Raw genomic sequence first — 15376 nt, 5'->3', positions numbered from 1 at the left:
GGTGGCGGTCACCAAACGTGATGTCGGCCACGCAACGTGCCGGGCCGGGCCGGGCGGCGCATCCTGGATGGAGGGGCCCTACTGGCGAGGGAGTGGGCAATGAGTCCGGAACCACCCGTCACCGTGATCGGCGCGGGCCCGTACGGCTTGGCCGTGGCCGCCCACCTGAAGGCCCGTCAGGTGCCGATGCGCGTCCTGGGCGAGCCGATGGAGAGCTGGCGCGAGCGGATGCCCGCCGGGATGTACCTCAAATCGACCCCGCACGCCTCCGCGATCTCCGATCCAGTTGGGCGGTACCGCTTCCTCGACTTCCGGGCCCAGGAGGGCACCGGCTGGGTGGGTGACCGGTACCCCATCCCGGTCGAGGAGTTCATCCGCTACGGCGAGTGGTTCCAGCGGCGCTGCGTGCCGGAGCTGGAGCGGGCCACCGTGCTGGGTGTGAGCTCCGGGCCGGGCGGCCTGCGGGTGCGACTGGACAGCGGCGAGGAGTACCCGAGCCGGGCGGTGGTGCTTGCCACCGGCCTCGGGCCCTACCCCCGCGTACCCGAGCTGCTGGCCCCGCTGGTCAAGGCCGGGCTGGCCTCGCACACCGCCGACCACGCCGACCTCTCCCGCTTCGCCGGGCAGCGGGTCGCGGTGATCGGCGCCGGGCAGTCGGCGCTGGAGAGCGCGGCGCTGCTGCACGAGGCCGGGGCAGAGCCGACCGTGGTGGCCCGCGCCCGGCACCTGGTCTTCGGCACCCCGCCCGTGCGCGAGCGCAGCCGGGACCGCTCCCCGCGCGAGCGTCTGGCCCACCCCGGGTCCACCCTCGGCCCCGGCTGGCCGCTGCTCGCCTACAGCAAGCTGCCGGGCGCCTTCCGGCAACTGCCGGACCACACCCGGGCGGCGAAGGTGCGCAGCGTGCTCGGCCCGGCGGGCGCCTGGTGGCTGCGCGAGCGGGTGGAGGGCCGCTTCCCCACGCTGGTCGGCCACAGCCTGCGCGCCGCCGAGGAGAACGGCGCCGGGGTACGCCTCGAACTGCAGGGGCACACGCCGACCTTGGAGATCGACCACGTTCTCGCGGCCACCGGCTACCGGCCGGACGTGAACCGCCTCACCTTCCTCGACCCGGTGGTTCGCCTGGGCGTGCGCCACACCCCCGAGGGGTCGCCGCGCCTGGCCCCCACCTTCGAATCCTCCGTCCCGGGCCTCTACTTCGCCGGTCTCTCGGCCGCCGACACCTTCGGCCCGGTGATGCGTTTCGTGGCCGGCACCGGCTACGCCGCCCGGCGGATCAGCGCCGCCCTGGCCTGAGCGCCTGCGGCCCGCGCCAGGTGCGCCACCGCGCGGCCGCCGAACCGGCCCGCCTCCGCCAACGCGGGAAGCGGGTCGTCGGCGCTGAGCCAGGCCCGCTGCCGGGAGCGCCGCGGCAGCCGCGGCAGCCGCGCCGGCAGGGAGCGGGAGGCGACCGAGGTCATCAGGTCGAGCTGGCCGACCACGAAGTCGCGTTCCAACTGCGGCCCTTGCGGCACCGGCCGGCCGGTGCGGTCGAGGTGCAGGGCGCGGACCACGTCCACCCCGCACACCGTCTCGAAGAGCCGGAACTGCGCGCCCACCCGGGGGTTGAAGTCCACCAGCTTGTACCGGCCGTCCCGCAGGTCGAACCGCCAGTCCAGGTCGGCAGTGCCGCAGTAGCCGATCCGTCGGCAGAACTCGGCTGCCAGTGAGGCCAGTTCGGGATTGAACTCGGCAGCGGCCCGGACGGTCACCCCGCCGTCGGGCGGCCACGAGCGGTACTTGCGCCCGGTGAAGACGGCCAGCGGCGTGCCGCCGGGGCCGCAGCACAGGTGGGTGAACCAGTCCTGCGCCGACTCGGCGGGCAGGTACTCCTGGACCAGCACGGCACCGTCGGCAAGGCAGGCCGCGAGCAGCGCGGTCTCGTCCGCGACCATCGTGGTGTGCCCGACCGCGGGCCGGCTCAGCCGGGCGAACGGCGCCAGGTTCTTCAGCACCACCGGGTACCCCAACTCCCTTGCCACCGCGACAAGTTCTTCCTTTCCTTCGGCCGCCCGGGACTGCGGAGCGGCCACCCCGTGCGCCCGGCAGAGCCCGTACAGACCGCCCTTGTCCGCCAGTCGGCGCGGCAGCGCGGCGGGCACCGGCGGCAGCAGCAGGTACGGCGACAGCTCGGCGGCGTGCTCGGCGAGCAGCACGGCCGATTCGTCGTCCGTGGCCACCGCGACGCTGCGGCGCCCGACCGCCCGCGCGGCGGCGGTGATCCCGGCGAGCAGCTTCTCGGGCGGCTCCCGGCCGGTGCTGGGGCGGACGACGGCCCGCGCCAGGTAGCGCGAGAGCGCGGTCGGGGTGTACCGGTCCTCCACCATCGCGTGCACCGGCACGCCGAGCCGACCGAGCGAGCGGGCCACGCCGAGCGTGCTGTACGACTGCGGGTAGTGGCCGGTCTTGACCAGCAACACCGGTACTTCGCGGTCGAGTTCGGGCTGCATGAGCTGCTCCCCTCAGTGCTGCCAGACCCCGACCCAGGCCACGTGCAGCTGGGCCGAGTCGACGCTGGCGGGCGGGTCCACCTCGAAGCCGACGGCGAGGTCGAAGACCACCTCCATCGCCACGTGCGGGATCATCGAGGGCTTGGTGACCTGGAACCGCTGCACCCCGTCCACGTACCAGGTCACCGAGTCCGGCTCCCAGTCCATCGCGAAGACGTGGTAGGTGCTGGCGAAGTCGGCGGCGCTGGTGGTCTGGCCGACGTGCCCGTCGCTGCCGTCGGAGGTCTTCCAGTGCAGGTTCATGTCCACGCGCTGGTTGGTGTTGATGAATTCGGCGATGTCCAGCTCGGGCGGGGCGCTGCGGGTCTCCGCAGGGATCAGCCAGAAGGCGGGGAACATCCCGGTGGCGTCGGCCGGCACCTGGATGGCGGCCGCGAAGTAGCCGTAGGTGAAGGTCCGCCTGGGGGTGTCGTTCCAGGAGTCCCGGCCGGTGCTGACCATGCCGGAGGCCCAGGGGTAGACGGTGCCGTCGCTGCCCTGGGTGGGCCGGCGGGTGGCGGTCAGGGTCAGCCCGCCCTGGCCGGTCTGCACCTGGCCGGGCTGGTACCACTCGGTCTCGTGGTTGCCCTGGTTGGTGCAGCCGTCCTGGTTCCAGTCGTAGCAGGTGGTCCAGGTGGTGCGGTCGAGGGCGGGCGCGGCGAAGTCGTCGTGCAGTACGGAATGCCACGGGCCGGGCGCGGCCGGCTGGTCGACCGGGTCGGTGCTGGTGGTCGCGTCCGCGGTGGCGTTGGGCATCCGGGACGCGGGGGCGTGCGTGGTGCCGGGCTGCTGGGCCATCGAGCCGCCGCCGCAGGCGGCGGTCAGCGTCAGCAGCGCCGCTCCGGCGAACTCGGCCTGGTGCCGCCGAGGACGGGGGGAGCGGTCCCCTGACCGCCGCAGACCGGCGAGGGCCCGACGCCCCCAGCGCGGCAGCAGCACCAGCACCGTGGTGAACGCGGCCAGCAGGATCACCAGCCGCCCGGCGGTGAACCCGTGGGCCAGGTAGAGCACCACGGTCGTGACGGCGGTCAGGGCGGCACTCAGCGTCACGCTCAGCAACGCCGCCCCGAGCAGTCCGAAGGATCGGCCGCCCGCCCCGGGCCAGGCCGCCCGCACCACGGCGGCGCCGGGGCAGGCGAACAGGAAGAGTACGGGCAGCACGGCCCGCAGCGGACTGCCCGCGTCGAGCGCGACGCTCGCCAGCGCGAGCCAGCCGGAGGCGGCGAGCAGCCAGAGGGCGAGGGTGAGCTGCACGGGTGCCGGGGGGAGCGGTGAGGCGTTCATGGCTGGTCACTCCCGATCGGGGCCGAGCCCAGGCTCTCCGGGACGGATGTCGGGCTCACGGGGGAGGCGCCGGTGCCGGCGGGGACGCCGGGGGCGTAGAGGTAGACCACCGCGTCCTGGTTGGCGAAGACCGGGCGGTAGTCCGGGGAGGAGGCGGCCGCGGCGCGGGCCCGGTCCACGGTGTCGGCCGGGAAGACACCGGTCAGCCGGCACCCGGCGGCCTGGGCCCGGGTGAGCACCAGGTAGGAGGGGCCGATCAGGGTCCGGTCGTCCAGACTGGCGGCGAGTTCGGCGGCCGGGTCGGCGAGCAGCCGGTGCCGCTCGGCCAGCGGTGTCTGGGCCAGCACCAGCCACTGGTGCTCGTCGTAGCGGTCCTCGCCGCCGGGCAGGTCGGCCGTCACGCTCACGATCCGCGAGCCGGCCGGGGCCGTCCGGGCCACGTACTGCGCGGCGGCGACCTCCTGGGGCGTGAAGTAGTTCATCGCCTCCTTGCTGTAGTAGCCGCAGAACAGCCCGCCGAGCAGGGCGAGGGTCAGCCCGGTCGACACCGCCGCCTTGGCCCGCGGAGCCCGGCCGAGGTGCAGCAGCGCCGTGGCGGCGAGGAAGGCCGCGGCCGGCAGCGCGAAGAGGTACGCGCGCATGACCATCTCGCCGCCGTAGTTGTTGGCCAGCAGCAGCGGCAGCGGGGCGAGCACCATCCAGGGCAGCGGGGTGCGCCGCGTCCACCGGTGGCGCAGCAGGGCGTACACCGCCAGGAGCAGGACGGTGCCGGTGGTCGCCCAGGCCAGATAGGAGGCCACGACCTGCTCGGGGTCGACGACACCGAGCTTGATCTGGCCCGGTGGCCGGATGTTCTGGTCCCCGGCGAACAGGGCGGCGACCAGGCTGTCGAGGTTCTGGCTGATGTAGGGGCGGGCGACGGTGGCGTCCCAGAGGAAGGTCAGGCCGACGGCCGTGGCCAGCACCGGTAGCACCACGGCGCGGTAGCGGCGGCGCAGCGCGAGCAGGGTCAGCGTGCTGATCAGCATCAGCGGCGTGAGCTGGTGCGAGCAGACGATCGCGGCGATCAGCGCCACCACCGCCAGGAACGGTCCGGGCCGCCAGCCGCTGCCGGACCGGCTGAGCGCCCGCGCCCCGGCCGGCGCCCCGGCGGGCGGTTCGCTCGGCTGCGGCAGGCGGCGCAGCACCAGGGCGAGCACCACCAGGTACAGCAGGTAGGCGAAGGCCTGCGGTGCGAAGTAGTCCTGGCCGATCCAGGAGGTCGCGAAGTACAGCCACAGCGCGCCCCAGACCAGCCGCCGGTCGCCGGTGAGCGCCCGGAAGATCAGCACCAGCGGCACGATCAGCAGCAGGTTGGCCAGCAGCGGGTACCAGGCGGCCAGGCCGGCCACCGAGGAGAGCCCGGTGGCCTGGAGCACGGCGCCGTTCAGCTCGAAGAAGCCGGGCCACTGGTTGTAGATGTCCAGGTGGCCGGCGTTCGGGACGGTGCCGCCGTGCCGCAGCATCGCGTCGATGATCGCCAGGTGCTTCCACGACCACGCGTAGCGCACGGTCGGGTAGAGCAGGCTGGGGGTGGCGTGGATGACCACGATCAGCGCGCAGACGTAGGCGGCGGGCCAGCGCCGGGAGGTGAGCGGCCCGCGCAGGGCGGTGACGAAGCCGACGGTGAGCACGGCCACCGCGGCCCAGTACGTCGGGGGGAGGGCCTGCATCAGGCCGAGGTCGCCCATCCGGCTCAGCCGGGTGCCGCTCAGGGCGAGGGCCCACAGGAGCAGGGCCAGCGGCAGCAGTACCCGGACCGCCCACTCCGTACGGCTGGTGGGCAGGTGCCCACGGGCGGGGGCCGCGAGAACGGCCGGGGGACGCGTGGCGTCCGCGGTCTGCTGATCGACCATCGGGGTGCCCTCCTCGGGCTGTCGGGTCAGCTCACTGCGGTTCAACTCTGCGAGGGGCCGCCGACGGGGCTGCCGATCGCCGCCCGGAACCGGCGGTAGGTACGCCAGTAGCGGGTGTAGAGGGTCTCGTTGAAGGGCGCCGTGCGAGCGCCCCGGCCCTCCGTCCAGTGCCGGAAGACCTCCTTGGGGGTGTCGTGGTGCAGCATCAGGCGGCTGATCCGCAGGGGATCGTCGTCGGCCGAGCTGAAGCTGTTCTCCACCGCCGTGGCCGAGTGCCAGCCCGCCTCGCGGACGGTGCGGCGCACGGCGGGGCTGGAGTACCCGTGCGGGTAGGCGAAGGCCGAGACCTCGTGGCCGAGCGCCTCCTCCAGGCGGTGCTTGCTGGTGACGATCTCGTCGGTGACCTGCGCGCCCCGGACGACGTCCAGCTGGGCGTGGGTCTGCGAGTGGCCGCCGATCTCGATGCCGGTGGCGTCCAGGGTGGTCACCTGCCGCCAGTTGAGCATCGGGGCGGGCGGCAGCACGCTGCCGGTGGCCCGGCCGCCGGGCGGGTGGATCGCGCCGACCGTCACGTACAGCGTGGCGGGCAGGCCGAGGTCGCCCAGGATCGGCGCGACCGTCCAGTAGAAGTCGGCGAATCCGTCGTCGAAGGTGAGCACGGCCGCCTTGGCCGGCAGCGCCGGGCCGCCGTGGATCGCCGCGACCAGGCGGCGCAGCGGCACCACTTCGAGGCCGCTGTCCACGATCCGGGCCAGCTGCTCCCGGAAGGCGGCCGGGCGCACCGTCCAGGGGGCGATCCAGGACGGCGGGTCGTCGGAGACGGAGTGGTAGAGGAAGACCGGTACGGCTCTCATGTCGTCCGCCCCCTCGCGGCCGGACTCACCGGCTCGGCCTCGGGCTCCGGGCGGGCGGGCGCGGCGACCGGCCGGACGCCGGGCGCGAGGCGGCCGCCGGCGTAGCCGACCACGGTGGCCGAGACGCCGCCGAGCAGCGCACCCGCCGCCGCCCAGCGCCGCTGCCCGAGCGAGCGCCCGAAGGCCGCCGGGATGGTCCGCCGCAGGTAGCGCCGCTCGCTGGCGAGCGCCGAGCGGGTGCCGGTGTACCCGGCCACCCGGGCCTTGGAGCGGCCCTCGGCGTAGCAGCGGCTCACGAAGTAGGAGACCTTGGCGCGGGCCGGCGGCACGTGCTGGCGCACCACCGCGCTCGGCTCGTACCGCAGTTCGGCGCCGGGGTGCAGCGCGGTCAGCCGCAGGCACAGCTCGGTCTCCTCGCAGCCGTACGGGCTGGTGCCGACCCGCCCCAGGTCGCTGCGGAAGCCGCCGGCGGCGACCACCGCCGCACGCCGGAAGGACATGTTGGCGCCGATGAAGTTCCGTACCGCCGAGGTGTGTTCGGGCGATCCGGGGTACGAGCAGCCGACCACCCAGTCGAACTCGGGCGGGAACCAGCCCGGCCGGCCGCGCTCCCACCAGGAGGTGACCAGGCCGCCGACGCCGAGCACCGCCGGGTCCCGGTAGGGGGCGAGCAGCTGCCTGGTCCAGTCCGGTTCGGCCACCGCGTCGTCGTCGAGGAAGGCCAGGATCTCGCCGCTCGCCGCCGCCAGGCCGGTGTTGCGGGCGCCCGAGACGCCGGGGCGTTCGGCGCTGAGCACCAGGCGGGCGTCCGGGTCGTGCCGGGCGAGCCGCTCGGCCAGCTCGGGGCAGTGGTCCACCACCAGGACGACCTCCTCGGGCGGCCGCTGCTGGGCCCGGACGGAGGCGAGGGCGGCGCGGACGTCGTCCCAACGGGCCATGGTGTAGCTGCAGATCACGACGGAGAGGGTCGGGGTGGTCATCGCGTGCTCCGGGAGGGTGAGGGCAGCCAGCGCGGCAGGGTGAGCAGCAGCGCGAGCGCCAGCAGGCTGGAGGTGAGCAGCCAGGCCAGGCCGACCCCGGTCAGGCCGAGGATCGGCAGCAGGGTGAGCACCAGGCTCAGCAGCATGGCGGCGAAGGCCAGTTGGGCACCGAACAGCCAGCCGAGCGCCCGGCGCACCCGGGCGGCGCCGATCGCGACGGCTAGCACCGCGTTCGGCAGGGCGGACAGCGCCATCAACCGCAGGGCGGTGGTGCCGTGTTCGGCGTAGGCGGGGCCGAACAGCCGCAGGATCCAGGGCGCGGCCAGCGCGACGGTGCCGGTCGCCACGATCAGCAGCAGGCCGCTGTGCCGCAGCATCCGGCGGGCCAGCTCGCCCAGGCGCTCGGGGGCCCGGGCGGCCTCGACCACCAGCGAGCCGCCCATCGAGAAGGCGATCACGTAGAGGGTGTCGGACATGATGTAGGCGAGCGAGTAGTACGCGTTCTGCTCGGCGCCCAGCTTGCCGAGCACCAGCAGCGGCACGGTGCAGTTGGCGGCGATCCCGGCCAGGTTGCCCAGGTAGTCGGCGGTGGCGTAGCGGGCGATCCGCTCGGGCGCGGGGGCGCCGGTGCGGTCGGCCCGGTGGTGGGCGGGCACGGCGTGGCGGAACAGCACCAGGTTGGTGAGCACGATCGCCACCACCATCGCTCCGGCCCAGGAGAGCAGGATTCCGCTGGTCACCGCGAGGGCCGCGCAGGCGGCCAGCAGGACGGCCTTGGCCACGGCGAAGACCGAGTTCTCGCCGAGCACCCAGCCCATCCGGCCGAGCCCGGTGAGCGCGCCGTCCTGCAGCACGAAGAGGGAGAACGCGGCGGCGGCACCGGTGAAGGCGACGGCCAGGCCGGGGGTGCGCAGGTAGGACAGGCCCGGTGAGAGCCAGGGCACGGCCAGCAGGAACAGTCCGGCGGCCAGGGCGCTGGCCGCCGCGCTGACGGCGTAGCAGCGCAGCACCAGCCGCCGGGTGTGCCGCCCGGCGGTGGGCAGGAACCTGGTCAGCACATGGTCGAGGTTGAACCGCCCGAGTGCGGACAGCAGCCCGACGGCGGAGATCGCGGCGTAGCTGCGCCCCACCGTCGCGGCGTCGTACCACCGGGTGGCGCACACCCAGAAGACCGACCCGAGCGCCGCCGCCACCACCGAACTCGCCGCCAGCAGCTGCCCGTTGCGCACCAACGGCTCCGCGGCCCGCAGCGCCCGCAGCCGGGCCGCCAGCAGCGTCCCGAAGCCGCACTGGCAGGGCAGCGGCACCGGGCAGGAGCACTCCCGGGCCCGCGGCGCGGCCACCTCGGCGGTCACGGCCGCTCACCTCTTCGCTCCAACTTCCGCTGCAGGCGTCGGCTGGCCGCGTAGGCGGCCGGGCCCTGCAGGACGCCGCGCAGGTCGATCCGGTCGAGCGAGGCCGCGCCGTCGCCGCGGCCGGCCTGGCGCAGGCCGGCCGGGAGGCGGCGGAGCAGGGCGAGGAGCAGGCGGGGGCGGTCGAGCACGGCGGCCGTCAGGTAGGCGCCGTAGCCGACGCCGAAGCCGTGCAGCTGGGTGTCGAGGGCGGCGCCGGTGCGGCGGTGGCGGTGCCAGAGCAAGGCGTCCGGCTGGTAGGCCAGGGTGTGCCCGGCGGTGAGCACCTGCAGGAAGGCGAGCAGGTCCTCGCCGCCCCCGGTGGGGGTGCCGGTGCCGGTGGCCGGGTCGAAGCCGCCGATCCCGCGCAGCACGGAGGTCCGGAAGGCCATGTTGGCGCCCGTCCCGTACCGGCTGCCCGCGAAGGGGAAGAGCGGGTCGGCGGGCGGCTCGCGCAGCGACCAGCGCCGGGGCGCGAAGCCCCGGCCGAAGCCGAAGTCCCGTTCGAACAGCACCTGCGCCTCGGTCTCCAGCTCGGCGGGCAGCACCAGCCCGGTGACGCACCCGACCGCGGGCTCCGCCCGGAAGGTCGCGGCCAGCGCCCCCACCCAGCCGGGCTCCACCAGGGCGTCGTCGTCGGTGAAGGCGCAGACCTCGCCCCGCGCGGCCGCCAGCCCGGTGTTCCGGGCCCTGGCCAGACCGGGCAGCGGCTCGCGCAGGTAGGTGATGCTCCCGGCGTAGCGCTCGCGCACCAGCCGCTCGGTGGCGTCGGTGCCGGGCGCGTTGTCGACCAGGAGCAGTTCGAGCGGCCGGTGGGTGGTGCGCAGCAGTGCGTCCAGGCACCCGGGCAGCAGTGCGGTGCGGTCCCGGGTACACAGGATGACGCTCACCGGGAGCCCGTCGGCGGCGGCCACGGCCGGCCCGGGCTCGGGCAACGCACCGGCGGCCCGGGCGAGTTCGCCCATCAGCGGGGCACCGCCGACCGCCTTGGCGAGCCCGAGCGGGTGCCCGTGCCGGCGCAGCAGCGCCAGCACCGGCCCCCCGCCCGCGGTGGTGGGCAGCCCGCCGGGGGCGCGCAGCACGGCCGGTTCGTCCAGCTCGTACGAGACCACCTGGGCCGGCTCGACGGTGACGGTCATGACGTTTCGCCGGCCCGGACGAAGGCGTGCTGGCGGCGCACGCTGCGCAGGTAGCCCACCGGCCCGTACAGCAGGCCGCGGAACTCCAGCCGGGCCAGCGCGCCGTCCCGCACCGTGGAGACCTGGGCACCGGCCCGCCGGGCCGCGTACCACTTGCGCACGCCCGACGGCAGTCGGCGCACCAACTCGCCCAGTACGGCGGGCTGATGGGTGACGGCGGCGGCCAGGTAGGCGCCGAAGCCGACGCCGAAGCCGAAGACGTGGTCCGCCAGGTCCTGCTGGGTGCGCGGGTGCCGGTGCCAGACGATCGCGTCGGGCTGGTACGCGATCGTGTGCCCGGCGCCCAGCACCCGGAAGAAGGCGAGCAGTTCCTCGCCGCCCCGGGCGGGGGTGCCGGTGCCGGTGGCCGGGTCGAAGCCGCCGAGCCGGCGCAGTACGTCGGTCCGGAAGGCCATGTTCGCCCCGGAGCCGAAGCGGCCGACGGAGAACCGCAGCAGCGGGTCGGTGGCGAGCTCCTGCCGCGACCAACTGCGGGCGATGAAGCCCCGCGAGTAGCCGCCGTAGCGCTCCAGGGTGGCCTGGGCCTCGGTCTCCAGCTCGGCGGGCAGGACCAGCCCGGTGACGCAGGCGACGCTCTCGTCCTCGCCGAAGCGCTCGGCGAGGGCCTGCACCCAGCCGGCGTCCACGATCAGGTCGTCGTCGGCGAAGGCGCACAGCTCGCCGCGCGCGGCGGCGAGGCCGGTGTTCCGGGCCCGGGCCAGGCCCGCCACCGGCTCGCGCAGGTAGCGGACCAGGCCCGGGTAGCACGCCTGGACGAGTTCCTTCGTGGAGTCGTCGCTCGGCGCGTTGTCCACGACGATGACCTCGACCCGCGGATAGCCGGTCCGCAGCAGGGAGTCGAGGCACTGCCGCAGCATCCCCGCCCGGTCGCGGGTGCAGACGACCACGCTCACGGTGGGGAGGTCCGCTGGCACCCGGGCGCGGCCGACCCGACTTCGGCGCGCCACGGGTGTCGCGGTGGACAGGGCGGGAACGTGCAGTTCCCGGTAGGCGGCATCGACCAGCGCCCGGCGCAGCCCGGCGGTGTCGCCAGGAGCCCCGGTGGCCGTGACCAATCCGAGCGGGTGTCCGTGCAGCCGCACCAACGCCAGCACGCGGCCGTCCGGGTCGGCCGGCCCGAGCCCGCCCGGCGAGCACAGCTCACCGGGTGCGTCCAGGTCCAGTTCGGCGACACCGACGGGGGTGCGGAGCGAGTCGCGGGCGGCAGGGCGCGGGCAGGCAGCTGCGGTGCGCCGGTCGGGGCCATTCATCATCGCTCCCCCACGGAGTGGACCGTCTGGGACCGGGCGCCGGGGCGCTCGGCGAGCAGGGTCCGCAGCACCCGGCGGCCGTCGGAGACGGCGTGCAGGTGGGAGCGGCCACTGCGGCGGGGAAGTTCGAGACTGGGCACCTCGGCGATCCGAAGGCCCGAGCGGAGGGCGTGCGCGATCATCTCGGCCTCGATCTCGAAGCCGGAGGAGCGCAGGTCCAGGGTGTCCAGGAAGCTGCGCCGGAAGGCGCAGTAGCCGTAGCACAGGTCGGTGAGCCGGGTGTGGTACAGCCGGTTGACCACCGCGAGCAGCGCCCGGTTGCCGAGCGAGCGGGTGCGGGTGAAGTCCAGCGATCCGCCGCCGGCGATGCAGCGGGAGCCCTTGACGAAGTCGTAGCCGTTGTCGAGGAAGTGCAGGAAGTGCGGGATCTCCCCGGGCCACATCGAACCGTCGGCGTCCATCATCACGATGTACTCACCGGTCGCGGCCTCGAAGCCGGTGCGCAGGGCGTTGCCCTTGCCGGGGCCGCTCTGCTGGACGCTGCGCACGCTCGGCAGGCAGTGCGAGGCGATCGCCACGGTGGCGTCGGTCGAGGACCCGTCGACCAGGATCACCTCGCCGACGCAGCGCGGGATCTGCTCGAACACCCAGGGGATGTTCCGCGCCTCGTTCCGCGCCGGGACGACCAGGCTGACGCTGTGGCGGCTGCGGTAGCCGTCGGTCGAACGGCGCATGGGCTGCGGGGAGTTCAGCTGATCGCTGGACCGGCGCATGGGCCGGACGTTGGGAGGCAGAGTACTGCTCATCACGGGAGGGCCTCTCGTGAGGCGGGAGGTACGCCGGGAACTCAGGCGTACGACTGAACAGGGGCCGAAGCCCCATCGGTACCGCAAATCCCCCGGTACAACCCCCACACCCCCTGGATGAGCCCATCATTCGCGCCCGGGGAAGGGGCTGTCAACCGATATCTCCGCATGACGTAGGTTTTCCTACGCTATGGACCGATTCAGTCCCCGCTGGAGATCCGGCGCGCGATCTCCGCCGGCCGCATCGGGCGGCCGAAGTGCCAGCCCTGGGCCCAGTCGCAGCCCATCAGGCGGAGCCGTTCGGCGTCGGAGCCGCTCTCCACGCCCTCGGCGGTGACGGTCAGGCCCAGGGTGTGGGCGAGCGATACGAGGCCGCTGACGATCCGCCACCCGAGGTGGGCGTCCTTGGTGGGGTCGTGCAGGTCGCCGACGAAGGATCCCGCGATCTTCAGTCCGGAGACCGGCAGGTCGCGCAGGTAGGCGAGGTTGGACCAGCCGGTGCCGAAGTCGTCCACGGCCAGCGAGACGCCCATGTCGACCACGCCGTGCAGGGCCTTGAGGGCCTCGTCCTCGGGGCCGACCACGGTGCTCTCGGTGATCTCCAGCTGCAGCTTGGCCGGGTCGAGCCCGCTCGCCCGCAGGATGCGGTCGATGTCCCCGACCAGCCCCGCGTTGCGGGCCTGGCGGACCGCCAGGTTGACGTTCATCTGCGGCGCGGCCGATCCGAACCGCCTTACCCAGTCGGCTGCCTGACCGCACGCCTGCTCCAGCACCCACCGCCCGAGCGGCATGATCAGGCCGGTCTCCTCGGCGGTGCCGATGAACTCCTCCGGGCCCAGCACGCCCAGCTGCGGGTGCCGCCAGCGCACCAGCGCCTCGACCGCGACCAGCGTGCCGTCGCCGAGCGAGCAGAGCGGCTGGTAGTCGATGAAGAACTCGCCCCGGTCCAGCGCCGCGGGCATCCGCACGGACACCGCGTACCGGCTGACCGCCCGCGCGTTCTCCTTCGGGTCGAAGAGCGTCCAGCGGCCCCGCCCGGCCTCCTTGGCCCGGTAGAGCGTGAGGTCGGCGGCCCGTACGGCCGCGCCGGGGGTGGTGGTCGACACCCGGCGCTCGAGGACGCCGATGCTGGCGCCCACCGCGAGCTTGTGGTCGCCGATCAGCACCGGCTTGTCCAGCGCGGCGAGCACCGTCTTGGCGGCGGCCACCGCCTCCTGTTCGCCCCGGCAGTTCTCGAGCAGCACCACGAACTCGTCCCCGCCGAGGCGGGCCACCAGGTGCCCGAGCGGGGTGAGCGCCGACTCCAGGCGGCCGGCCACGGCGGCGAGCAGCTGGTCCCCGGTGTCGTGGCCGAGGCTGTCGTTGACCACCTTGAAGCCGTCCAGGTCGACGTAGCAGAGCCCGAACCTGGCCCCCGCCTCCGGCTCCTCGAAGAGCCGCTCCAGACGCTCGAAGAAGGCCGAGCGGTTCGGCAGCCCGGTCAGCGGGTCGTGGGTGGCCTGGTGGCGCAGCCGCTCCTGGAGGCGGTAGCGGTCGGTGATGTCCTCGAGCATCGCCACCTGGTACTGCGGGCGGCCCTCGTCGTCGCGGATCAGCGAGACGGTCAGGTGCGTCCAGACCACCTCGCCGTCACGGCGGTAGTACGGCTTGTCGAACTGCAGGTACTCGCGCTTGCCGGTGATCAGCTCCTCGTACGCCTCCCAGACGCCCGGGGTGTCCTCGGGGTGCACGAGCTCGTCGACCCGGTGGCCCTGGAGGTCCTCGGGGCGGGCGCCGAAGATGTCCTGCAGCGCGCGGTTGACGGCCAGGATGTTGCCCTCGGTGTCGCCGATGCCGATGCCGATCGCCGCGCTCTCGAACAGCGCGCGGAACCGGTTCTCGGAGGCCCGCAGCGCCTTCTCGACCTCCTGGCGGGCGATGTCGGCCGCCATCCGGATCGACTCCTGCTCGCGCAGGGTGCGCTCGCGCAGGGCGGCGGCCCAGCCGGCCGCGAAGGCGCCGCACAGGGCGGGGCCGCGGGCGCCGGGGGCCGGGTGGGCGTGCAGCAGCTCGACGGCCCGGGCCAGCACGGCCGGGTCGGTGAAGTGCTCCTCCACCAGCAGCGCGCCCGCCTCGGTGGCGAGCGTGGCCTGGAAGGGCTCCTCGTGCTGGGCCCGGTGCAGCAGGTTCGCCGTCCGCTCGGTCAGCCGGCGCAGGATGCCGGGGTGCACGGCCACGCCGTGGCCGCTCTCCAGGAGCCTGGTCCACTCCTCCTGGAAGCGTCCCGTGTCCGGGGTGGGCCCTGGCGGCCGGTCGATGCTCACCGGAGGAATCCGACGCCTGCCATGCCGGTCATCCGCTCGGGGTGCGGGCCGACGGCGTCGGGGTTCTCCGGGCGCCACTCGGGGAGGTAGACCACGCCCGGCGCGACCAGCTCGAAGCCGTCGAAGAACTCCGTGATCTGCTCCCGGCTGCGCATGGTCAGCGGTGTCGGCGTGAGCTTGTAGAGGTCCTGGTGCGGGCCGGCCTGGTCCGGGCGGCCCTCGAGCGAGGCGTGCGAGAGCACCAGCGCGCTGCCCTCGGGCAGCCGCTCGCGCAGCGCGGCCAGCAGCTTGCCGGGCTCCTCCTCGTCGGTGACGAAGTGCACGACGGCGACCAGCATCAGCGCCACCGGCTCCCCGGCGTCCAGCAGCGCGGCCACCTCGGGGCGGGCCAGCAGGTCGGAGGTGTCGCGCAGGTCGGCCTCGACCACCTCGCTGAGCGGGTCGCCCTTGAGCAGCAGCCTGCTGTGCGCGACGGCGACCGGATCCCGGTCCACGTACACCACCCGGGCCTCGGGCCTGGTCACCCGGGCCACCTCGTGCACGGCGCCGAAGGTCGGGATGCCGGAACCGATGTCCAGGAAGCGGCTGACGCCGCGCTCGGCCAGGTACTGCACGGAGCGGCGCAGGAAGGCCCGATTGGAGCGCATGATCGCCGGCAGGTCGGGCCAGAGCTCCATCGCCCGGCGCGCCATCCGGCGGTCCACCTCGAAGTTGTGCGAACCGCCCAGGTAGTAGTCGTACACCCGGGCGGCATTGGGCTTGTCGAGATCAGTACCGGCCGGTACCCAGTTCGGTCGCCGCATCACGGCACCCCTTTCCCGGTCCGGTACCTCAAGGTGACAACAGGATATGACGATCTTCCTCCCGGTTCGTCCCCCTCGCAAGCCGG

12 protein-coding genes are annotated in these 15376 nt (G+C 74.2%); 1 reads left to right on the top strand and 11 read right to left on the bottom strand.

Annotated elements, in window-relative coordinates; all coding sequences use genetic code 11:
* Positions 1 to 99 precede the first annotated feature (99 nt).
* Positions 100 to 1293 (top strand): NAD(P)-binding domain-containing protein, encoded by a 1194-nt coding sequence (locus ABT095_RS00145; RefSeq protein ID WP_350526937.1) that lies wholly within the window; start codon positions 100 to 102, stop codon positions 1291 to 1293.
* Here the strand turns inward: ABT095_RS00145 and ABT095_RS00140 are convergent.
* From ABT095_RS00140 to ABT095_RS00090, 11 genes are all read right to left on the bottom strand, one after another.
* Positions 1257 to 2486 carry a carboxylate--amine ligase gene (locus ABT095_RS00140; protein WP_350526936.1) on the bottom strand — a complete coding sequence of 410 codons (1230 nt, stop codon included), beginning with the start codon at positions 2484 to 2486 and terminating at the stop codon, positions 1257 to 1259. The two genes, ABT095_RS00145 and ABT095_RS00140, sit on opposite strands and share 37 nt — an antisense overlap.
* Positions 2487 to 2498: 12 nt before the next feature.
* Positions 2499 to 3809, bottom strand: coding sequence for a family 16 glycosylhydrolase (locus ABT095_RS00135; RefSeq protein WP_350526935.1), 1311 nt, complete (start codon positions 3807 to 3809; stop codon positions 2499 to 2501).
* A complete protein-coding gene (locus ABT095_RS00130; protein ID WP_350526934.1) occupies positions 3806 to 5704 on the bottom strand; it encodes a glycosyltransferase in 1899 nt (632 codons plus the stop codon). The genes ABT095_RS00135 and ABT095_RS00130 overlap by 4 nt, the downstream gene beginning before the upstream one ends.
* Positions 5705 to 5745: 41 nt before the next feature.
* Complete coding sequence (locus ABT095_RS00125; RefSeq protein WP_350526933.1) at positions 5746 to 6558, bottom strand: polysaccharide deacetylase family protein; 813 nt, start codon at positions 6556 to 6558, stop codon at positions 5746 to 5748.
* The gene (locus ABT095_RS00120; protein ID WP_350526932.1) at positions 6555 to 7538 is read right to left on the bottom strand and encodes a glycosyltransferase family 2 protein; all 984 of its coding nucleotides are present in this window, start codon (positions 7536 to 7538) and stop codon (positions 6555 to 6557) included. The genes ABT095_RS00125 and ABT095_RS00120 overlap by 4 nt, the downstream gene beginning before the upstream one ends.
* Positions 7535 to 8893: a lipopolysaccharide biosynthesis protein gene (locus ABT095_RS00115; RefSeq protein WP_350526931.1), complete on the bottom strand. Its 1359-nt coding sequence runs from the start codon at positions 8891 to 8893 to the stop codon at positions 7535 to 7537. The genes ABT095_RS00120 and ABT095_RS00115 overlap by 4 nt, the downstream gene beginning before the upstream one ends.
* The gene (locus tag ABT095_RS00110) at positions 8890 to 10068 is read right to left on the bottom strand and encodes a glycosyltransferase family 2 protein (RefSeq protein WP_350526930.1); all 1179 of its coding nucleotides are present in this window, start codon (positions 10066 to 10068) and stop codon (positions 8890 to 8892) included. The genes ABT095_RS00115 and ABT095_RS00110 overlap by 4 nt, the downstream gene beginning before the upstream one ends.
* Positions 10065 to 11381 carry a glycosyltransferase family 2 protein gene (locus ABT095_RS00105; protein WP_350526929.1) on the bottom strand — a complete coding sequence of 439 codons (1317 nt, stop codon included), beginning with the start codon at positions 11379 to 11381 and terminating at the stop codon, positions 10065 to 10067. Before ABT095_RS00105 ends, ABT095_RS00110 begins: the two co-directional genes overlap by 4 nt.
* Positions 11378 to 12151: a glycosyltransferase family 2 protein gene (locus tag ABT095_RS00100; RefSeq protein WP_350526928.1), complete on the bottom strand. Its 774-nt coding sequence runs from the start codon at positions 12149 to 12151 to the stop codon at positions 11378 to 11380. Before ABT095_RS00100 ends, ABT095_RS00105 begins: the two co-directional genes overlap by 4 nt.
* A gap of 233 nt (positions 12152 to 12384) precedes the next feature.
* Complete coding sequence (locus ABT095_RS00095) at positions 12385 to 14487, bottom strand: putative bifunctional diguanylate cyclase/phosphodiesterase (protein WP_350526927.1); 2103 nt, start codon at positions 14485 to 14487, stop codon at positions 12385 to 12387.
* Positions 14484 to 15290: an SAM-dependent methyltransferase gene (locus ABT095_RS00090; protein WP_350526926.1), complete on the bottom strand. Its 807-nt coding sequence runs from the start codon at positions 15288 to 15290 to the stop codon at positions 14484 to 14486. Before ABT095_RS00090 ends, ABT095_RS00095 begins: the two co-directional genes overlap by 4 nt.
* Positions 15291 to 15376 lie beyond the last annotated feature (86 nt).

This window comes from Kitasatospora sp. NPDC002227, assembly GCF_040296285.1.
Classification (GTDB): domain Bacteria; phylum Actinomycetota; class Actinomycetes; order Streptomycetales; family Streptomycetaceae; genus Kitasatospora.
This window is presented reverse-complemented; position numbering and strand designations above follow the sequence as displayed.